The organism is Streptomyces sp. NPDC001070, from assembly GCF_053598835.1.
Genome location: NZ_JBSFLB010000048.1, coordinates 16,028 through 35,233, shown reverse-complemented (window position 1 = coordinate 35,233; position 19,206 = coordinate 16,028). Strand labels below are relative to the sequence as shown.

Genomic DNA, 19,206 nt, shown 5'->3' with positions numbered 1-19,206 from the left:
CTCTTGACACCTTCACCGAAGCATACTTCACTCTGGCCACCCGACTTGGTCAGCTGACCAAGTCATCTGACCATAACCTGGAAGGTGGCCTCGTGCCCGAGAATTACGACACCGACGTCGTCATCGTCGGCGCTGGACTGGCCGGGCTGACCGCGGGCCGCACGCTGCACGCCCACGGCGTGGACGTGCTCGTTCTGGAGGCGCGCGACCGGGTCGGCGGGCGCACCTGCTCCGTGGTCGAGGACGACGGGCGGCTGGTGGAGTACGGCGGGCAGTGGATCGGCCCGACCCAGGACCGGATCAAGGCGCTGATCGATGAATTCGGCCTGGCGACGTTCACGCAGTACAGCGACGGGGACAACCTGCAACGCACCGAGGACGGCAGACTGCTGCGCTACCACGGGGCAATCCCCACCGGGGACCCGGTGGTGGCCGCGGACCTCATGGAAGCCATGGTCGAGCTGACCGCACTGGCCGCCGAGGTCGGTGCCGAGGCTCCGTGGACCCATTCGCAGGCCGCTGTGCTGGACGCCACGACCGTCGAGAGCTGGATCGGCGCGCAGCCGTACTGCGACGGCGCCAAGGAGTGGCTGCGCGCGTTGACCCGCGCCCTGTTCCCCGCCGAGCCCGGGGAGGTATCGCTGCTGCATGCGCTGTTCTACATCGCCTCCGGCGGCGGCGTGGAGCGGATGATCGGGGTCATCAACAGCGCGCAGGAGACCCGCCTGAGCGCCGGAGCGATGGGCGTCTCGCTCGGCCTGGCCGGGGTGCTCGGCGACCGGGTCCGCCTGTCCTGCCCGGTTCACCGGATAGAACAGGACGAGTGTGGTGTCGTCGTGCATCACGAGCAGGGGCGAGTGCGTGCGCGGTACGCCGTCGTCGCGGTCCCGCCGCCGCTGGCCGGCCGGCTGCGCTACAGCCCGGCGCTGCCGGGCCTGCGCGACCAGCTGACCCAGCGGGTGTTCATGGGCTCGGCCATCAAGACCACCGTGGTCTATCCCGAGCCGTTCTGGCGCGCCGACGGCCTGACCGGGCACAGCACAGGACACAACACTTTGACCTTCGACCAGAGCCACCCGGACCGTGCAGAGGGCGTGCTGGTCAGTTTCACGGACTGTGACGCCGCGCGGCGCGCGCTGCGGATGAGCCCCGAAGAACGGCAGCAGCAGGTCGTGGCCGAACTGGTCTCGGTCTTCGGCCCCAAGGCGGCGGACCCGATCGCGACCTACGAGAAGGTGTGGCTCGACGAGGAGTGGTCCCGCGGCTGCTACACCGGGATCCTCAGCCCGGGCACCTGGTCCACGCTGGGCCCGGCGCTGCGCGAGCCGGTCGGCCGGATCCACTGGGCCGGCACCGAGTACGCCACTGTCTGGAGCGGCTACATGGACGGCGCGGTGCGCTCGGGCGAGCAGGCTGCCGCCGCGGTGGCGTCCGAGCTGGGCGTGGCCGCGGGGCTGCGCGAGCCTGCGGAGGCCGCCCGATGAGCGAGGCGATCCGTGAGAGCGTCGGGGCGGACGAGCTGTTCGACGCGCTGAGCGAATATGCGATCAAGGCCGGGGCCAGTCCCCGGGTCGGCAAGACGCTCGGCGGCTGGAACTGCCACATCCACATCCTGGCCACCGACCACGACGCGGCCTTCACCCTCGAGGTCTCCGACGGAAAACCCGCATCGCCGACGGCCGGCCTGTCCGGCACGGCCGACCTGGTGGTGCGCGGCCACAGCTTCGACCTGGCGGAGATCTTCTGGGGCGACGCAAACCCGGTGTCCAACTACATGCAGGGCGCCATCCGCACCCAGGGCCGGGCCGAGGACGTCATGCGCCTGGACGCGATGGCGATGTTCGTCTTCCTGGGCCAGTAGCCGCCACAGTGCCGCGCGGGCTCGTGGGCCCACGCCCCGCAGGCCTGGTGCCGGGGCGCGGGCCCACACCTCGGGCTGCTCTCCCAGCCTCACGTCCCCGTCGGCCACCCGGCCGAACACGGCCGCGCCACAGCGCCGTGCGACGACCTCGATTTTGTGACCGAGCATCAGAAAGGGAACACCATGGCCGAACCTTCGGCGCAGCCGGTGCTGCGGCGGGCGCTGTCGTTCGGCGGCGCCTCCGCGATCTCCACCGGACTGGCGTTCGCCGCGATCAATTTCCTGGGCCTCGCGCAGCTGCTGGCCTATGTCAGCGGGCCGATGTCCTGGCTGGCCATCGCCGCCGGCGGTCTGGTCATGCTGGCGGTGCGGTCGGTGTTCGCTGAGCTGAACGGCATGCACCCGACGGCGGCCGGCATCAGGCTGTGGATGGCCCGCGCCATGCCGGACAAGGCGGCGCTGACCGTCACGTTGACCTACATGGTGGCGATCGTGCTGGTGATCGCCGCCGACGCCTACATCATCGGCGAAGCACTCGCGTACGCCTTCGGCAACGGCCGGCTGATCGCGGTCGGCTACGTCGCCGTGCTGCTCCTCCTTGCCACCTGGCTGAACCTGCGCGGGATCAAGCTTGCCGGAGCGGTCGAGCGGATCGTCACCACGATCGTGGTGCTGGCCACCGTCGCGATCGGCATCGTGGCGATCGCGCACCCGGGCCACCACGCCGCGCTCGGCGCGGGCGCGTCGAGCTCGCCGATCCAGGCCCTGGTCCTCGGCATCTTCGTCTACACCGGCTTCGAGTGGGTGACCACGAATGCCGAGGAGGTCACCGAGCCGCGGATCATCCCGCGGGCGATGCTGGTGGCCGTGCTCGTCCTGGCCGCCTCCCAGGCGGTGTTCGCGGTGGCGATGGGCGCCACCCTCGACGGTGCCTCGCTCGGTACCGCCTACCCGCAACTGCTCCTCGCCCAGCAGGCGCTCGGCCGGGCCGGGATGCTGATGATGCTCGCCGTCACGGCGCTGACCGCGGTCAACACCTTCAACGGCGGGTTCGTCACCCTGTCCCGGTTCATGTACGCCGTCGCCCGCGAAGGCAAGCTGCCACGCCCGCTGACCCGGCTCAACGAGCAGGCCGTGCCGGTACTCCCGGTGTGGATTCTCGGCGGCGCTTCCCTGGCCCTGGCCGCGGTCGTGGCCGCCACCGGCTCCTTCGCCGTCATCGTCTCGCTGTGCGCGGCTCTGGAGATGGGGGTGTACAGCGCCGCCGGGTACTGCGTGTGGAAGCTGCGACGGCGGGAGCCCGGCACGCACCGCCCCTACCGGCTGCGCGGCGGCGTGCCCGTGGCAGTGGTACTCACAGTGGTCTTCGCCCTGATGGGGTTGCTGGCCTCGGTCAGCGTCGGCCCGCGGTTCACCGTCGTCCCGCTGGTGCTGCTGCTGGCCTGTGCCGGGCTGGTGGCGTTGTACGTCTGGACCTACGTACCACGGCTGGAGCGGCGCGAAGCCGAGGAACTCGCCGCCCGGCGCGCGGCCCGTGCCGCGGTGCGGGCCGCCGCCCGCACCGCAGCGGCCGTACGAGCGAAGATGCCGGAGGCCGAAGAAGAGCCGTAGCAGTGAGCACACCACCGGCCCTCGACACCACCCCAACCGACCAGACGCTCCGGGAACGGCGCCACGTGGCCGGGGGCGAATCGCCACTGCGCCATAGGCGCGCCCTCGGCGCAGTGCCTTCGCCTGGCGGCCTGCAAGAAACGCCTGGTGATGTCACAAAAGCGCGAGGGTGCTCCGGACGGGCGCCCGTGATCCGCGAGCAGTGAACAACAGCAGGCTGCGCGCGGACGATTCGCCGCCTGAGCGTTCCGGCGCCGCCACAAAACCGGCGGGACAGGCGAGTGGGACTGCCGTCTGCCGCCCATGCACTGCAAAAGTCACCGCTTCGAACCGCACGGGTCCAGCCCGTGGTTGCGGAGTGGATGCATCCACGGAAGGAACCGCAGGCTGTGTCTACCGCATGGCACTCAGAACTCCGTCGGGAACGAACTCGCTTCATGGAGACCATAAGCGAGCTGACCGACGGTGAATTTGACAACGCGACAACTCTTTGCGCGCATTGGGCCCCGCGGGACGTCCTGGCGCACGTGGTCGGTCTGGACAGGATGGCATCCCATTATTTCCGGCCCTCGACACTGACGGTGAACCGGGGAAACGCACGGATGGTTGCGCACGGCAGGACGCTGAGCCGTGAGGACCTGACCGCCCTCGGGTGGAAGGCCGCCACGAATCCCTCCGGTCCGGCGCAGGCCATGGCATGGCTGCTTACAGGAGACATGGCCATGCATCACCAGGATGTCCTGCGAGGCCTGGGTCGCAACCGGGAGATCCCCGAGACGGTCGCCCGCGCCTTGTTCCGTGAAGGAGTCATCTGGAGTTGGCCGTTCGGTCGCAAGCTCACCCGCTACCGCGTCGTCCCCACCACACCGGGTGGCAGACCGCGCGGCCGCGGCCAGCTGGTTCACGGCACAACCGAAGCACTGAGCATGTGGCTTGCTGGGCGCGAGAGCGTCGCCAACGAGCTCACTTTCGAGTAGGTCAGCGACACGTGTCCGGCTGGTTGCTGCGCCGCGGGGTGAGCAGCCGCTGGGCTTGCCCGTGCCGGCGGCATCACGCTGATCGTCTGCCTGCCGGCCTGCCTGGCCCTGCCGGGATCCCCGCACGGCTCCGCCACCGTGGTCCTGCTGCTGGGGTTCGGGCTCGCCGGGTTGATGGGGAGCGTCGCGGTGACCACAGTCGCGGAACTCGCGCCCAGTCGGTGCCGTGGCGGCGCGCTGGGCCTGATGAACGTGGTGGTGACCACCGCCGGACTGATCGCGCTGATGCTGACCGGCCACCTGGCCGACACCCAGGGCACGGCCGGCTACGGGCACCCCGTGCAGCTCACCGGAGCTCTGTTCCCGCTCGGCGGTACCGCCGCCGTCGCCCTGGTCGACCCGGCCCGCGACGCGCGCGGTCTGGCCGAGTGACCCGCCCCCGTTTCCACCTCACCTGTCCGCCATCGCCAAGGAGTGACGTGAACAGCACGCCCTTCGACACCGCCGCCCTCGACCGCGTCCTGAGCGAACTGCATGCGAACGCCCAGTCGTGGGCCGATGCGCCGCTCGCCGAGCGGATCGGCCTGCTGGAGCGGCTCCTGCCGCGGATCAGCGACGTCGCATCCGACATGGCCGCCGCCGCTGCCGCCGCCAAGGGATACACCCCCGACTCACCCTGGGCCTCCGAGGACTGGGCCGGCGGCCCCTGGGCGCTGGCCCAGAACGTCAGCGCCCGCCTCGATGTGCTGCGGCGGATCGCCGCCGGCCGCGACCCGCTGCCCGCCGCGGCGGTCCACGAGCACGGCGACCGCACCCTCGTGGACGTCTTCCCCGCCACCGCCTGGGACCGCCTGCTGCTGAGCGGCTACTCCGCCCAGGTCCACATGCGGCCCGGCACCACCGCCGAGCAGGTACGCAGCCGAGCGGCCAGGCCGTACCGCGGCGACGCGCAGCCCGCCGCAGTGGCACTGGTGCTCGGCGCGGGCAACGTCGCCGCCCTGACCGCGACCGACATCCTGCACAAGCTGTACAGCGAGGGCCAGGTCGTCATCGCCAAGATGAACCCGGTCAACGCCTACCTCCGCCCCCACTTCGAGCGGATCTTCGCCGAGTTCAACGAGCGCGGCTGGGTGCGCTTCGTCGACGGCGGCCCCGCCGAAGGCGCGTACCTCACCGCCCACGACGGGGTGGACACCATCCACGTCACCGGCAGCGACCGCACCCACGACGCCATCGTGTGGGGAACCGACGAGCGGGCCGGGCAGCGCCGCCGCGACGACACCCCGCTGGTCGACAAGCCGTTCACCAGCGAACTCGGCGGCGTCAGCCCCTGCATCGTGGTACCGGGCCAGTGGAGCGCGGCGGACTTCCGGTTCCAGGCCGAGCACATCGTCACCAGCAAGATGAACAACTCCGGCCACAACTGCATCGCCAGCCAGGTGCTGGTGCTGCCCCGCTCCTGGGACGGCACCGAGCGGCTGCTGGAGGAGATCCGGCGTTTGCTGCGGGAACTGCCCGCCCGCACCGACTACTACCCCGGCGCCGACCAGCGGCTGGCCGCCGTGCTCACGGCGCACCCGGACGCCGAGAGCCACGCCGACGGCTGCCGCCTCCTGGTCCCGGACATCACCGACCACGACGACGTGCTGCTCACCGGCGAGGTCTTCGCCAGCGCCCTCGGCGTGGTACGCCTGCCCGGCGACACGCCGGCCGAGTTCCTGCGCCACGCCGTGGACTTCGCCAACGACACCCTCCCCGGCACCCTGGGCGCCACCCTGATCGTCCACCCCAGGACCGAGAAAGCCCACCCCTCAGCCATGGAGCAGGCCGTCGCGGACCTGCGCTACGGCACCCTCGGCGTCAACTGCTGGTCCGCCGTCGGCTTCCTGCTCGGCTACACCCCCTGGGGCGCCCACCCCGGCCACACCCGGCAGGCCATCGGCAGCGGCATCGGCTTCGTCAACAACGCCTTCATGCTCGAGGACATCGAGAAGACCGTGGTCCGCGCCCCCTTCGCACCCACGCCGCGCGGCCTGTTCGCCGGCTCGCCGTCGCTCTCGCCCCGCCCCCCGTACTTCGCCACCAACCGCACCGGCCGCACCACCCTCGAACGCGTCGCCCGCTTCACTGCTGCGCCCGGCATCACCCGACTGCCCGCCCTCTTCGCCTCCGCGCTCCGCGGCTGACCAGAAACGGCCCCCCCTTGCATCTCACCGACTTCCTCGCCCGCGCGGCCCAGGCCCACGGCGACCGCGTCGCGGTCGAACTCGGCGACCACGCCCTCACCTACGCCGAGCTGGACGCCCTCGCCGGTCGTGTCGCCGCCCACCTTGCCGCGGACGCCGTGCGTCCCGGCGACCGCGTGGGGCTGATGCTGCCGAACCTGACGGAGTTCCCCGCCCTGTACTACGGCATCCTGCGCGCCGGAGCCGTCGTCGTTCCGATGAACCCGCTGCTCAAGCCGCGCGAGATCTCCCACTACGTACGCGACTCCGGCATGGAGGTGTTCTTCGTCCTCCAGGACGTCGCCGACCAGGCGCGGGCCGGCGCCGAAGGCACCGCGACGGCCGTCGTCCCCCTCGCCCCCGGTGGACTCGAGGAGCTGCTCGCCGGGCATCCGTCACCGGTACCGGCACCGGCACCGGCTCTGGACGGCGACGACCTGGCCGTCATCCTCTACACCTCCGGCACCACCGGCGTACCCAAGGGCGCGATGCTCACCCACGCCAACCTGGCACGCAACGCCGAGATCACCGCACGCACCCTCATGCGGATGACCCCGGACGACGTCGTCATGGGCTGCCTGCCGCTGTTCCACGCCTTCGGGCAGGCCTGCGCCATGAACGCCGCCGTCAGCGCCGGCGCCCGGCTCACGCTCCTCGCCCGCTTCGACCCCGCCCAGGCCCTGCGCACGATCGCAGAACGACGGGTCACGATCTTCGAGGGCGTGCCGACCATGTACGCCGCGATGCTCGCCGAGCGGCTGAACGACCCCGCGCGGCACGACACGAGCTCGCTGCGCCTGTGCGCCTCCGGCGGCGCCTCCCTCCCGGTGGAGGTCCTGCATGCCTTCGAGACCGCCTTCGGCTGCCCGATCCTGGAGGGCTTCGGCATGTCCGAGACCTCCCCGGTGGCCTCGTTCAACCACCCGGACCGGCCTCGCAAGCCGGGCTCCGTCGGCACCCCGATCGAGGGCGTCGAGATGTGCCTGCTCGACCCCGAGGACGGCGTGGGTGAACTGTGCGTGCGCGGCCACAACGTGATGGCCGGCTACTGGGAATGTCCCGCCGCGACCGCGGAGACCATCGTGGACGGGTGGCTGCGCACCGGTGACCTGGCCCGGGTCGACGACGACGGTTACTACTACATCGTCGACCGCAAGAAGGACCTGATCATCCGCGGCGGCTACAACGTCTACCCGCGCGAGATCGAGGAGGTCCTGTACGAGCATCCCGCCGTCGCGGAGACCGCCGTCATCGGCGTCCCGCACCCGGCCCTCGGCGAGGAGGTCGCCGCGGCCGTCGCCCTGCGCCCGGACGCGGACACCGGCGCCGAGGAGCTCCGGGACTTCGTTCGGGAGCGGGTTGCCGCTTATAAGTACCCGCGCGAGGTCTGGCTGGTCGACGCCCTGCCCAAGGGTCCCACCGGCAAGATCCTCAAGCGGGAGATCACTGCCGCCCCGGCGCCAGGAGTCTGACGCAGCCGTCGGGCGGTACCGAGTGCGAGCACTCGGTACCGCCCGATCGTCATGTCGAGGTCAGGGGCCCGCCAGGTCGGTGGGCCGGCGGGCTGCGGTGAGCTCGGCGATGACCACGTCCATCCAGGCGATCCAGTAGGTCTCCAGGCCGATCCCGCCACGCAGCACCAAGTGCTGCAGCCGCTCCATCCCGGGGCACGGCTATCTCAACCGGGCCCACATTGGTCAGCACGGTCTCGGACCTCTTCCCGTTGCGGGAGTTGCCACCGTTCTTCCCGGCCGCATCATGCTTCTCACAGCCGAGGTGATCAGTGAGCTCACCCTCCAGGGCGGACTCCGGCACCCGCTTGGTCAGCACCTGCAACAACCCGCCGGCACCGGTGAGCTGCAGGTCCTCGGCTGGGCACTCCCGATGTGCGATGCGACAACGCCCTGCCTGGCGCGCCCCGGCAGTTTGGCTGCGTGAATCCCGGCTACATACCGGTCCTGTCCTACAGCAAGACCGGACCGTGGCCCGAGCTGGCCAAGCACATCGAGTACGCGCAGAAGGGTCTGCTGCAGGTGTGGGTGACAGGTTCGGTCACGCGACCTGGGGGCCGGTGTGGTCATGACGGTTTCGAATTCGACGGGGGTCAGCCGGCCGAGCGAGGCTTGTCGGCGGCGTCGGTGGTAGGTCCTCTCGATCCAGGTCACGATCGCGATCCGCAGGTCCTGACGGGTGTCCCACGAACGGCGGTCGAGGACGCTCTTCTGCAGCAGGCTGAAGAACGACTCCATCGCCGCGTTGTCGCCTGCCGTCCCGACCCTTCCTATCGAACCGGCCATCCCGTGGCCCTCGAGCGCGCGAACGAATTTCCGTGACCGGAACTGCGACCCGCGATCGGTGTGCAGTATGCACCCGGCAACGCTTTCCTGACGGGCTACGGCGTTGTTCAGGGCGTTCACGGTCAGGCGGGACTTCATTCGCGCGTCGCGCGTACCCAGTTCCTTGCCGAGGGCCGGGATATCCCAGCCCGGCGGGTTACCAGCCGGGGTAGCGGTCCCACCGGTGCGGGTCCCAGCCCGGCACATACTCGCTGCCGCTGGGGGAATCGCTGAACTGGGCGACGAGGTCGCGTGCCAGGGTGTCCAGGACCCAGGCCAGTTCGTGACGGCTGACCAGGTCGACGGGCAGCGCCTGGGCGCCGTGCGCCGCCCCGAGGAGCGCGCCGGTCATGCAGGCGACCGAGTCGCCGTCCGGCGCTGTGGCGGCGAAGCGCAGTGTGGCGGCCACCTGGTCTCGGTCGGGGAAGGAGGCCGCGACATACAGGCCACCGAGCAGGCCCGAGGGGGCAGTGGCGTCTGGTGCGAGCTTCGCGAGCCGCCCCGTGTCTGCGGGGTGATCTTCAGCCTGCCCAAGTGCCGCGTTCAGCCAGTCGGATTCCTCGCTGGCCGGGGTCGGTATCAGGAAGGGCGCACAGGCGCTGGAACGGCTTGCTGCACTGGCGACTGCCTGCCGGACAGGCTGGCCTGCGTCGTGGGGCCGTGGGTCAGGCAGTGGTGGAGCAGCACGGCTGCATGGGCTGCTGCGGAGTGGGCGGCGGGGTCGCCGTGGGTGAGGGCGGCGACTTCGCGGGCGAAGTCGGCGGCCTGCTGTGGGCCGTGTGCGGCGCCGATGACGGCGGTGGGGAGGGTGCGGGTGAGTGCGTGGCAGCCGTGGCTGGTCGTCGTTGGCGTTTCCCGGCTGTCCTGCTCGATCTTGGACAGGGCGGTCACGGTTGCCGGCGCCGAACCGCGCCGTTCGGCCAGCATCGGCACCTGGGCGAGCCAGCCGTCAGGCCACGCCTTGTCTGTGCCGGACGTCCAGCGGCGCCGCATCTGCTCGGCCTCGATGGCCTGCAGGGCGGCCCACCGGCAGTAGGCGTGCCATACCACCGACGGGGGATGACAGATGTCCTTGTGGTCGCCGCGCACGGCAGCGCGAATCGTGCCCTCGGCGGTGAAGCAGGCCAGCTGGGTGCTGACTCCGGCCCGCAGCGGTCCGTTGGCCGGCAGCTTGCCCCGGGCGGCGCCCAGCGTGTCGCCCAGGGCCAGCCCGAGCAGCAGCCCGCGTACCGGGGAGGCCGCCCCGTTCTCCTTCACGAACTCCCGCTGCTGCCGGCTGGCGTCACGCTCGTGGTCCACCTCCTGCGAGGGCTCCTCGGGCCGCGGCGTCGCTGCGCGGGTCGGTCCCCTGATTCCGCAGGAGTGTCCGTACGCCTTTGCGTCGCCGTGCCTATTCGGGCGCTGCGACTGCGGCTGTGCTCTCCAAGGTGACGCCGCTCGTTCTCGTGGCCCCGTCGACCTTGCCCGCCTGGTCGGACTGCGGGGTGGGTCCGGTCGGCGCTCTTTCGGGGCCTGCTGGGGTGGTCAGCTCGTGCACCGCGTTGTGGAGCTCGGGGTGCGCTGACAGTTGCCAGCCGTGCACCAGTACCGCGCGCAGGTCTTTGAGTGCGGTCGTGGGGTCGGTGCCGGTGGCCAGGTGGCTGTAGACGGCGGCGACGGCCGGGGTGCGGCTCTGCCCGGCGAAGCAGTGGAGCAGGACGCGCTTGCCCTCTTGGCGCAGCCGCAGCACCTGACGGGCGGCCTGGTCCAGGGCGTAGTGGAGGTTGGGGTTGGCTCCCGGGCTGTCCACCAGCCAGACGCGCGCATGCTCGACATCGGCACCGAGCAGGATCGGCTCCGTTCCGATGCGGCACAGCGACACCACGGCGTCGACTCCGACCGGCTCGGTGCCCTGGGCCAGGGCCAGGTTGCCCAGCACCACCCCGGCGTCGTGCGGGTGGGGAATGGCGAAGCCATGGGGGGTGTGGGACGAGACCGACATGCGGGGCGCGGAGGGCCAGCCGGCGCCGTCGCCGACCCCCTCCTGGGCGGTGAGCACCGCCAGCCGGACCAGATCCGGCGCGGACAGGCCGGGCCAGCCGTTGACGGCCTGCTGCCACTCCAGCGGGATGCCGGAGCAGCCCCAGCGTGCGCCGAGCAGGGCGCCGGCGATCGCCGCGACGGTGTCGGTATCCGTCCCGGCCCGTACCGCCGCCTCCAACGCCAGACGCAGATGCTGGGCGGGGAAGCTGCCCTCGGCGGGCTTCAACTCGGGCACGGCGGTGCGGGTGATGGCCGACCAGGCAGCCTGCAGCGCGTGGATAACCCAGCCGTTGTTGGTGAAGTGGTGCGGCGGGTGGGCCTCCGCCTCGTCCAGCCGCTTCGCCCACGTCTCCCGGCGTTCGGCGGGCAGGAGGTCGAGGCCTTCGCGTACGCCGTCGAAGGTTCCGTGCAGCACCGCGGTGCGGATGCCGGAGCACCACAGCACGCAGGCGTCGGCACAGTCGGGGTCCGGGTGGGTGAGCGCGCTGACGGCCCTGGCCGCCTCGGCCATCGCCGCAGCGTCACCGAGATAGGCAAGCGCCACGATCCCGGTCCGCATCAACGAGCCGTTCCCCGCGCTGCGGACGTTGCCGGCGGTGTACTCCCGGGCGGCCTCCCGCATCGCCGTGCCCGCCGACCCGGGTGCACGGGCGGCGATGCTCAAGATCACGCTGGTCTGGTTGCCGACGTCGCTGGCGCCTTCGCTCAGCCAGCCCTGGAAGTTGGCGGCGATCGCGTCCAGCGCCTCGGGGCTGCGCAGATCCGCTCCGGTTGCCGCGACCTGGGCGATACAGACCTGCATCTGGGTGTCGTCGGAATACTCGCCGGGCTCATACGGCCCCAGGCCGCCACCGACCATCCGCGGCTGCTGATCCTCCCGCAGCGTCGGCTGGAACTCGTACGGCACACCCAACGCGTCACCCACCGCCGCGCCGAGCAGTACCCCGGCAGCCCGGTCAGTGCCCTTCGCGCCAAGGCGAGGGTTCGGTATGCGGGCCATTGGTGCCTCCATACAGTGCGGCGGCACGCGGCGGGCGGGCCGGACGGGCGGTGATACCAGGCAGCAGCGGCCCCGGCCGGAAGCGACTGGAACGGTGCAGGCACGGGGGAGAAAGTTGATCGAGTGATCGCGGGGGAGACGCTGCGTCAGCTTGGCACGCCATCCCACTTATCGTCAAGAAGACGCAATGGGGAGGAATGCTTCCGGCTTATGGGGCTTGGGTTCAGCAACGGTGATGCGTGCAGACGCGTTGAGGTCAATCCTCGGACCGGCGGTGAGTGGCGCAACGGTCGGCCCGAGGGTGTCCACGCCGCTGTCGAGGTCGATTACCTCGCCGTCCAGCGCCCAAAAATCTGTGTTGGCTGGAGTAGACATTGGGCGGTGGTGTGGTTATTGTTTCTCTCGTAGCCCAGAGGGACCAGAGGGCCTGGCAGAGATGAACTGCCGGTCAGCAGTATGCGCAGTACAGCTAGTTGCAGTATGCAGGACGGTGCGGTGGTGGAGTTCCGAAGCCAGAGCGGTTGCAGGACGGCGACGGGACTGACGGCCGGACCGGGTGGCCCGCAGTGATCAGGGGCCGCCGTGAGCGGTACCTGTAAGTGGAGTGCGCAGTACTCAGCAGTGAAGTCAGTGAGCAGTACCTCGGTGAAGGCGTCGGCTGCGGGCGCGCGCGCCGGGAGGTTCGGCAGTGGGGTTCCAAGCCGGAGCAGATGCAGGACGGGCGACGGGGCTGGCTGCCGGACGGTGACGCTGTGGTAGGTCACTGAGCAGTTCGCATCACCAGCAGTTCGCAGGAGAGCAGTACCCGCAGTAGGTAAGTGATGGATTCCCGAGGGAAGAACGGAGGAGCCGAGCGCCATCAGGATCGCCCGGGCGGAAGTCGTGAGCCCGGGTACCGCAGGACATCGATAGTGAGGTGGTCTCCGGTCACGCATCCGCGATCCCCGCATCCCCGGCAGCATTCCGGTCGGGTGGGCGGAAACAGAGGGCCGGCGTAGTTTCAGGGCCGGCAGATGGTGTAGCAGTTCCTTCGGGGCCCTGGTGCCATACGGCACCAGGGCCCCTCAGCGCGTTTCATAGAGAGGTGCAATGACAGCAGACGACTCGTTCAGCCGGCTTGACGACGACGACTACCCCGCCTACACGATGGGCCGGGCTGCCGAGATGCTCGGCACCACCCAGGGTTTCCTGCGCGCCATCGGCGAAGCCCGCCTGATCACCCCGCTCCGCTCCGAGGGCGGACATCGCCGCTACTCCCGCTACCAGTTGCGCATCGCGGCCCGCGCCCGGGAACTTGTCGACCAGGGGATGCCCATCGAGGCCGCCTGCCGCATCGTCATCCTCGAAGACCAGCTCGCAGAAGCGCAGCGCATCAACGCCGAATACCGCCGCGCCGCGTCCGGGCCCGACACCTGACCCGCAGTCCGGGGCGACGTGCCGGGCCGCGCATTCTTCCGCCGATTCCAGAATATGAGCGCATGATCGCCGAAGATACTCAGCCGCCGGCACGCGGGCGGGAGTTCCAGCCTCGCCCCGGCGCAACGCCAGACGCCCTGCGTACGCCCGCAGTTGAAGCGCCTGTTGGTGCAACCGGCCGGCTGACTGCCGGGCAGAGCACCGCCGGCCTGGAAGGCGGGATGGAGCGCGCGGCGGCTGCGCTGAAGCCGAGGATGCGCGGCTGGCTGCACGCCGGCGTGTTCCCCCTCGCTCTGGTCGGCGGCATCGTCCTGATCGCCGTTTCGCGCTCGGACGCGGCAGTGGCGGCCTGCTCGGTGTACGCGCTGTCGGCCTGCCTGCTGTTCGCTACCAGCGCGGTCTACCACCGCGGAACCTGGGGGCCCCGTGGGGAGGCGGTCCTGCGCCGGCTGGACCACGCGAACATCTTCCTGATCATCGCCGGCACGTACACCCCGTTGGCGGTACTGCTGCTGCCCACAGCCCAGCAGCTGGTGCTGCTGGCCGTGGTGTGGGCAGGCGCCTTGGCCGGCATCGCCTTCCGCATGCTGTGGATCGGGGCTCCCCGGTGGCTGTACACCCCGTGCTACCTCGTGCTGGGCTGGGTGGCCGTCTTCTACCTGCCCGACTTCGCGCACACCGGCGGCACCGCGATGGTCGTACTCGTCATCGCCGGTGGCCTGCTCTACACCGCGGGCGCCGTCGTGTACGGACTCAAGCGCCCTGACCCTTCACCGGCCTGGTTCGGCTTCCACGAGGTCTTCCACGCCCTTACCATCGCCGCCTTCACCGCGCACTACACCGCCATCGTCCTGGCAGTCACATGACTGCCTCGGCGAGGCCCAGCCCCAACCCCTCCTCCCGTGCTCAGCCACCCGAGGTCGGGGGTTGATCGGGGGCACGGCAGGCAAGATCCTTCGAGTGGCGAACGGCAACCATCGTCCTTAACTCCGCGCTCCCGGCAGGTCAGTATCTATGACCGCGAGGCGAGGATTCAGCGCGTGGCGCGGGGAGAGTTTTACCCGCAATGAACAGAGTGAAGTTATTCAGCGTACGCGGGCCGATACGGCATGCTACTGTCGACCTCAGTTGCAGTCGCGGTTCCCAAAACTTCAAGCGCCTCCGTGAGTATTTTCGGCCACTGGAGGCGTTTTATACGCCGGTCATTTTCCGGACGGGGCGTCATCGCGGCGACACGGTGTCCGTGCAGTGCGGATGCTGGTGTACTGCCCCAAAGGAGATTTGACATGGCGTCTGGCACCGTGAAGTGGTTCAACGCGGCAAAGGGTTTCGGCTTCATCGAGCAGGACAGTGGCGGCGCTGACGTGTTCGCCCACTTCTCGAACATTGCCGCCCCGGGCATTGGTGAGCTGTGCCAAGGCCAGAAGGTCACCTACGACATCGCGCAGAGCCCAAAGGGCCCGACGGCCGAGAACATCGTTCCCGCCTGACGCTGGCGCCCATTTTGTAGCTGATGCCCGAATCCCTCGGGGTGCGGGCACCGGCTGCGGGCATTTCCCACAGTGGTGTCACCTGTGGGGCAATCCCCGCCCGCCGATGCGCGCCTCGTCGGAGCTGCACCCGTCGACGTCCCGGATTCACGCCCACGTGAAGTCACCGATTTCATCGCCTGCACCCAGCACTGGATGTACCGCAGGCCAGATGCGCTTTCGCATTCCATTTAGGCCCGTTCTTGCGATTCCCCGCGCTGCTCTCCCGCTGCGGGAATTCCTTGATACGTGCCGTATCAAGGAAGGTTCTGAATGAACCCCACACGTACGAACGACCGCTCCTCCCGCACCCGCCGCCGCACCGGCGGCCCCGCTTTCGGCTCCGCCGCTGGTTCGGTTCGGGGCAGCCGCTTCGGTCCGTCCGCCCCGAGCCGTTCCGGGGGTCCGAGCCGCTCGGGCGGCTATGGCCGCCGGCCCGCAGCCGTCCAGGGCGAGTTCGCCCTGCCGAAAACGATCACTCCCGCACTGCCCGCCGTCGAGGCGTTCGCCGACCTCGACATGCCCCGGGAGCTGCTGGCCGCGCTCACCGCGCAGGGCGTGGCGGTGTCGTTCCCGATCCAGGGCGCGACCCTGCCGAACACCCTTGCGGGCCGCGACGTCCTGGGCCGCGGCCGGACCGGCTCCGGCAAGACCCTCGCCTTCGGCCTGGCCCTACTGGCCCGAACCGCCGGACAGCGCGCCGAACCCCGCCAGCCGCTGGCCCTGATTCTGGTCCCCACCCGGGAACTTGCTCAGCAGGTGACCGATGCCCTCACCCCCTACGCCAGAGCGGTGAAGCTGCGCCTGGCCACCGTCGTCGGCGGGATGCCGATCGGCAAGCAGGCGGGTGCGCTGCGGGGTGGCACCGAAGTCGTCGTGGCCACCCCCGGACGCCTCAAGGACCTCATCGACCGCGGCGAATGCCGGCTGAACCAGGTCGCGATCACCGTCCTCGACGAGGCCGACCAGATGGCCGACATGGGCTTCATGCCGCAGGTCACCGCACTCCTGGACCAGGTACGCCCCGAGGGCCAGCGCATGCTGTTCTCCGCGACCTTGGACCGCAACGTCGACCTCCTGGTCCGCCGCTACCTCACCGACCCCGTCGTCCACTCCGTCGACCCGTCCGCCGGCGCGGTCACCACGATGGAACACCACGTCCTGCACGTGCACGGCACCGACAAGCACCGGATGACGACGCAGATCGCGGCGCGCGAGGGCCGGGTGATCATGTTCCTGGACACCAAGCGCGCCGTGGACCGGCTCACCCAGGACCTCCTCAACAGCGGAGTACGGGCGGCAGCCCTGCACGGCGGGAAGTCACAGCCGCAGCGCACCCGCACCCTCGCCCAGTTCAAGACCGGGCACGTCACCGTGCTGGTCGCCACGAACGTCGCGGCCCGCGGCATCCACGTCGACAACCTTGACCTCGTCGTCAACGTGGACCCGCCAACCGACCACAAGGACTACCTCCACCGCGGCGGCCGCACCGCCCGCGCGGGCGAGTCCGGCAGCGTCGTCACCCTGGTCACCCCCAACCAGCGCCGCGACATGACCCGCCTCATGGCCGCAGCCGGCATCGTGCCCCAGACCACCCAGGTCCGCTCCGGCGATGAAGCCCTCAACCGGATCACCGGCGCCCAGACCCCCTCCGGCATCCCCGTCACCATCACCGCGCCGGCGTCGGCGCCCGAGCGGCGCAAGCGCAGTGCGGCCTCCCGCGGTCGACGCAGTCCCGCTTCGGGTGCCCGCCGCGTGAGCGTGCGGCAGTCCGCCTTTGACGCGGCGGCCTGAGCACCACGTGATCAGGAAACTGACCCATCTCTGCAGGAGGCACCTTTTGACGCTCATCCAGATGCAGCCCCGCTCGGCGAGTGCCACCCCCGTGCACAAGACGGTGGCCGACGCCATGGACACCGCCGGACCGCAGGTCTGTGACGACATGACCGTCGAGGTGGCCCTGTCCGTCATGGCCAGTGCCCGCGTCGGGCACCTGCTCATCTGCGACAACGACGACCTGTGCACCGGACTGGTCACGCAGACCCAGCTCACCGCCGTTCGTGACAGCTCCGCCTACACCGACCGGGTCCAGCTGCGCGACATCCTCGGCGACCGCGGGCCGTTCACGTCGCCCGTGACCACGATGGCCGAAGCCGAGCACGCCATGCGCTACCGCCGGCTCGATGCCCTGCCCGTCGTCGACGAACAAGGCAGCGCTCTCGGCGTCCTCGCTCATGCCCGCTGAACCGCCTCACCGCGGCAGAACCATCCCCTCTTCTCCCTGTGAGGCATCATGCGCTGTGTCATCGCCCGCTTCCCGTTCGACCTCACCAAGAGCGGCGTCCTGAAATCCATGACGGGCGTCAAGCCCGAGCCGGTCACTGGCGAGTCCGTGACCATCGGCCGCCGCACCTACCCCGTCAAACAGGTCGGCCAGGTCATCACACGCCAAGACCGCCGCGATTTCAGCGCCGGCGAAGTCCTCCGGGCCATGACCCAGCTCGGCTTCACCTGCCGCGGCCTTCCCCAGACCGCACCCACGCGCGCCCTCAGCCCGCTCCAGCAGGCTTCCGCGATGCTCGGCGCCTCTGCGGCCGTCTGACCGACGGTCGCCCGCGAGCGGCTGCACGGCCGTGTGCCGCCTTGTGTCTGTAGTCAGGCGGGGTCGGCTGCCTGGTGTCAGCTGGCCGTTCCCGACCCCATGCACAGGCCGGGCCGGGGCTCCCCGTGCGGAGTCCCGGCCCGGCCTTTCACGCGCTGCGGTGGTTACCGGCGCATGCCGGGTGCGTCGAGTTCCGCCCGCCGTTCCTGGGTGAGTTTGTCGGCCCGGCGGCGGGCGTTGTCCAGGAACTGGTCCAGCTTGACCTCGGTCACGGTCCCGTCGGGCTCGGTGAGCCGTTCTACGTGCTTGCGGGGCGCCTGGAGGCTTCCCTCGCGGGTGTGCAACTGCCTCGCGGCGCCGAAGGTTGATCGCCCACTTGTCGGCCTGCGTGTGGGGCGCTGGCGGCCTCTCTGGCGGTTCTGCCGGGCTGAGAAGGTGTTGTCTTTCCGAAGGCGGTAGCTGCGTTCCCACTGGTCAGGCATGAGATCGGTGCTTCGGCGGGAGGGATGGCGTGTCGTGTCGTCTCTTCGGGTGGGGTGCCAGATGCCGTCGGTGGTGGGGCTGTTGGAGGAGCGGGAGTGTGCTGCCCGGCAGAGGGTGGAGATCCCGTCAACCAACTGACCGTGGAGAACCGGCAACTACGCGGTGCGCTGTCGCAGCCCAGCTCCCCGGTCAGAGCACTGCCGACGCAGCCGCGGTCCAATTGGATCCCGTGAACCGTGCTCAGGGGCCGGGCTCGGCGGTGGAGGACATCGCTGCGGCCGTTGGCGACAACCCTCATCGTCCGGGGTCGCTACGGCTTCGACGCCTTCGTGCCGTGCGGGGGCCTGCGTCCGCTGCGTGACCCGGACGCGATCGGGCTCGGCGAAGACGGCGCGGGGGAGTGGAGCCCTCGATCAGGTCAGGCCGATCGGGCTTGTGGGGAGCGTGTCCATTCCTGCGCCGGTCGGGGCCGGGCCGTTTGTCGTGAACGTCTCGGCTCCCCGTCCCGCAGCGGCCCTGGGTCGCATCAGTGGAGGGCGTGGCTGCGGCCGGTGTGCAGGATCTCGTCGGAGAGTTCGGGTTCGACGTGGCGTACGGCGCGGGCGAGCATCAGCGCGCCGACCATTTCGCTGAGCAGGCGGATGGCCTGGTGGCGGGCCTCGGCCGGGTCGAGCTCGTGGCCCTGCTCCTGGGCTTCGCGCAGGAACTCGGCGGCGAAGCCGGTGAGGTAACCCTCGACGCCTTCGGCGTACGCGCTCTGCACGGCGCCGCTGTGCCGTCCGGCGTCGGTGGCCAGGGAGACGGAGGGACAGCCGCCGTCCGGGGCGTCACGGTGCGCGGTGGACAGGTACTCGGCCACGACCCGCTCCAGCGGGGAGCCGGCCTGGCCCGGACCGTCCTCGATCTTTCGGGCCAGGCCGGCGAGCGAGGCGGCGTAGGAGGCGCCGCACACCTCCACGGCCAGGTCGTTCTTGGAGGCGAAGTGGTTGTAGAAGCCGCCGTGGGTGAGTCCGGCTTCCTTCATCAACTCGGCGATGCCGACCGCGTCGATGCCCTGCGAGCGGAACATGCGGCTGGCCGCTTCGAGGATGTTCTGCCGGTTGCGGGCCTTGTCCTCCTTGGTGATCCGCGGCATGGCCGTCCT

19 protein-coding genes and 2 pseudogenes are annotated in these 19,206 nt (G+C 70.2%); 13 read left to right on the top strand and 8 right to left on the bottom strand.

Annotation, left to right across the window (positions count from 1 at the left end; all coding sequences use genetic code 11):
• Positions 1-92: 92 nt before the first annotated feature.
• From ACWDAS_RS37770 to ACWDAS_RS37740, 7 genes are all read left to right on the top strand, one after another.
• The gene (locus ACWDAS_RS37770) at positions 93-1,484 is read left to right on the top strand and encodes a flavin monoamine oxidase family protein (protein ID WP_450400013.1); all 1,392 of its coding nucleotides are present in this window, start codon (positions 93-95) and stop codon (positions 1,482-1,484) included.
• On the top strand, positions 1,481-1,861 hold the full coding sequence (locus ACWDAS_RS37765) for an SCP2 sterol-binding domain-containing protein (RefSeq protein WP_450400010.1): 381 nt from the start codon (positions 1,481-1,483) through the stop codon (positions 1,859-1,861). Before ACWDAS_RS37770 ends, ACWDAS_RS37765 begins: the two co-directional genes overlap by 4 nt.
• A gap of 183 nt (positions 1,862-2,044) precedes the next feature.
• Positions 2,045-3,472, top strand: a complete 1,428-nt coding sequence (locus ACWDAS_RS37760; protein WP_450400007.1) for an APC family permease — start codon at positions 2,045-2,047, stop codon at positions 3,470-3,472.
• Between the two features lie 362 nt (positions 3,473-3,834).
• Positions 3,835-4,449, top strand: a complete 615-nt coding sequence (locus ACWDAS_RS37755) for a maleylpyruvate isomerase family mycothiol-dependent enzyme (RefSeq protein ID WP_450400005.1) — start codon at positions 3,835-3,837, stop codon at positions 4,447-4,449.
• Between the two features lie 189 nt (positions 4,450-4,638).
• Complete coding sequence (locus ACWDAS_RS37750) at positions 4,639-4,881, top strand: hypothetical protein (protein ID WP_450400003.1); 243 nt, start codon at positions 4,639-4,641, stop codon at positions 4,879-4,881.
• A 47-nt stretch (positions 4,882-4,928) separates the two neighbouring features.
• Positions 4,929-6,635: an aldehyde dehydrogenase family protein gene (locus ACWDAS_RS37745; protein WP_450400001.1), complete on the top strand. Its 1,707-nt coding sequence runs from the start codon at positions 4,929-4,931 to the stop codon at positions 6,633-6,635.
• 17 nt (positions 6,636-6,652) lie between these two features.
• Positions 6,653-8,146, top strand: coding sequence for a long-chain-fatty-acid--CoA ligase (locus ACWDAS_RS37740; protein ID WP_450399999.1), 1,494 nt, complete (start codon positions 6,653-6,655; stop codon positions 8,144-8,146).
• 60 nt (positions 8,147-8,206) lie between these two features.
• Here the strand turns inward: ACWDAS_RS37740 and ACWDAS_RS37735 are convergent, their stop codons facing one another.
• The 6 genes and pseudogenes from ACWDAS_RS37735 to ACWDAS_RS37710 all read right to left on the bottom strand — a co-directional run bounded on the left by ACWDAS_RS37735 (position 8,207) and on the right by ACWDAS_RS37710 (position 12,032).
• Positions 8,207-8,326, bottom strand: coding sequence for a hypothetical protein (locus tag ACWDAS_RS37735; protein WP_450400036.1), 120 nt, complete (start codon positions 8,324-8,326; stop codon positions 8,207-8,209).
• A 1-nt stretch (position 8,327) separates the two neighbouring features.
• Positions 8,328-8,537, bottom strand: a pseudogene (locus ACWDAS_RS37730) (transposase); the annotation flags it as partial.
• A gap of 209 nt (positions 8,538-8,746) precedes the next feature.
• Positions 8,747-9,118 (bottom strand): annotated as a pseudogene (locus ACWDAS_RS37725) (transposase); the annotation flags it as partial.
• 49 nt (positions 9,119-9,167) lie between these two features.
• A complete protein-coding gene (locus tag ACWDAS_RS37720; RefSeq protein WP_450399996.1) occupies positions 9,168-9,419 on the bottom strand; it encodes a hypothetical protein in 252 nt (83 codons plus the stop codon).
• Between the two features lie 170 nt (positions 9,420-9,589).
• A complete protein-coding gene (locus ACWDAS_RS37715) occupies positions 9,590-10,309 on the bottom strand; it encodes an ADP-ribosylglycohydrolase family protein (RefSeq protein WP_450399994.1) in 720 nt (239 codons plus the stop codon).
• A 91-nt stretch (positions 10,310-10,400) separates the two neighbouring features.
• On the bottom strand, positions 10,401-12,032 hold the full coding sequence (locus ACWDAS_RS37710) for an ADP-ribosylglycohydrolase family protein (protein WP_450399991.1): 1,632 nt from the start codon (positions 12,030-12,032) through the stop codon (positions 10,401-10,403).
• 1,089 nt (positions 12,033-13,121) lie between these two features.
• Here ACWDAS_RS37710 and ACWDAS_RS37705 point away from each other — a divergent pair.
• The 6 genes from ACWDAS_RS37705 to ACWDAS_RS37680 all read left to right on the top strand — a co-directional run bounded on the left by ACWDAS_RS37705 (position 13,122) and on the right by ACWDAS_RS37680 (position 17,579).
• Positions 13,122-13,448 (top strand): helix-turn-helix domain-containing protein, encoded by a 327-nt coding sequence (locus ACWDAS_RS37705; RefSeq protein WP_450399988.1) that lies wholly within the window; start codon positions 13,122-13,124, stop codon positions 13,446-13,448.
• A 62-nt stretch (positions 13,449-13,510) separates the two neighbouring features.
• The gene (gene trhA / locus ACWDAS_RS37700) at positions 13,511-14,314 is read left to right on the top strand and encodes a PAQR family membrane homeostasis protein TrhA (protein WP_450399986.1); all 804 of its coding nucleotides are present in this window, start codon (positions 13,511-13,513) and stop codon (positions 14,312-14,314) included.
• A 420-nt stretch (positions 14,315-14,734) separates the two neighbouring features.
• The gene (locus ACWDAS_RS37695; protein WP_450399983.1) at positions 14,735-14,938 is read left to right on the top strand and encodes a cold-shock protein; all 204 of its coding nucleotides are present in this window, start codon (positions 14,735-14,737) and stop codon (positions 14,936-14,938) included.
• A 312-nt stretch (positions 14,939-15,250) separates the two neighbouring features.
• Complete coding sequence (locus ACWDAS_RS37690; protein WP_450399980.1) at positions 15,251-16,771, top strand: DEAD/DEAH box helicase; 1,521 nt, start codon at positions 15,251-15,253, stop codon at positions 16,769-16,771.
• A gap of 46 nt (positions 16,772-16,817) precedes the next feature.
• Positions 16,818-17,222: a CBS domain-containing protein gene (locus ACWDAS_RS37685; protein ID WP_450399978.1), complete on the top strand. Its 405-nt coding sequence runs from the start codon at positions 16,818-16,820 to the stop codon at positions 17,220-17,222.
• Positions 17,223-17,270: 48 nt separating this feature from the next.
• Entirely contained in the window at positions 17,271-17,579 is a 309-nt protein-coding gene (locus tag ACWDAS_RS37680) for an SCO5918 family protein (protein WP_450399975.1), read from the top strand.
• A gap of 164 nt (positions 17,580-17,743) precedes the next feature.
• Here ACWDAS_RS37680 and ACWDAS_RS37675 read toward each other — a convergent pair whose 3' ends face one another.
• Entirely contained in the window at positions 17,744-17,923 is a 180-nt protein-coding gene (locus ACWDAS_RS37675) for a hypothetical protein (protein WP_450399972.1), read from the bottom strand.
• Positions 17,924-18,588: 665 nt separating this feature from the next.
• Positions 18,589-19,197, bottom strand: coding sequence for a TetR family transcriptional regulator (locus tag ACWDAS_RS37670; RefSeq protein ID WP_450399970.1), 609 nt, complete (start codon positions 19,195-19,197; stop codon positions 18,589-18,591).
• Positions 19,198-19,206 lie beyond the last annotated feature (9 nt).

What these genes read in the sequence shown, in the direction of transcription:
- ACWDAS_RS37765 (WP_450400010.1), top strand. Translation starts at nt 1,481, where the DNA reads ATGAGCGAGGCGATCCGTGAGAGCGTCGGGGCGGACGAGCTGTTCGAC.
- ACWDAS_RS37760 (WP_450400007.1), top strand. Translation starts at nt 2,045, where the DNA reads ATGGCCGAACCTTCGGCGCAGCCGGTGCTGCGGCGGGCGCTGTCGTTC.
- ACWDAS_RS37755 (WP_450400005.1), top strand. Translation starts at nt 3,835, where the DNA reads ATGCATCCACGGAAGGAACCGCAGGCTGTGTCTACCGCATGGCACTCA.
- ACWDAS_RS37710 (WP_450399991.1), bottom strand. Translation starts at nt 12,032, where the DNA reads ATGGCCCGCATACCGAACCCTCGCCTTGGCGCGAAGGGCACTGACCGG.
- ACWDAS_RS37705 (WP_450399988.1), top strand. Translation starts at nt 13,122, where the DNA reads ATGACAGCAGACGACTCGTTCAGCCGGCTTGACGACGACGACTACCCC.
- trhA (WP_450399986.1), top strand. Translation starts at nt 13,511, where the DNA reads ATGATCGCCGAAGATACTCAGCCGCCGGCACGCGGGCGGGAGTTCCAG.
- ACWDAS_RS37695 (WP_450399983.1), top strand. Translation starts at nt 14,735, where the DNA reads ATGGCGTCTGGCACCGTGAAGTGGTTCAACGCGGCAAAGGGTTTCGGC.
- ACWDAS_RS37690 (WP_450399980.1), top strand. Translation starts at nt 15,251, where the DNA reads ATGAACCCCACACGTACGAACGACCGCTCCTCCCGCACCCGCCGCCGC.
- ACWDAS_RS37680 (WP_450399975.1), top strand. Translation starts at nt 17,271, where the DNA reads ATGCGCTGTGTCATCGCCCGCTTCCCGTTCGACCTCACCAAGAGCGGC.
- ACWDAS_RS37670 (WP_450399970.1), bottom strand. Translation starts at nt 19,197, where the DNA reads ATGCCGCGGATCACCAAGGAGGACAAGGCCCGCAACCGGCAGAACATC.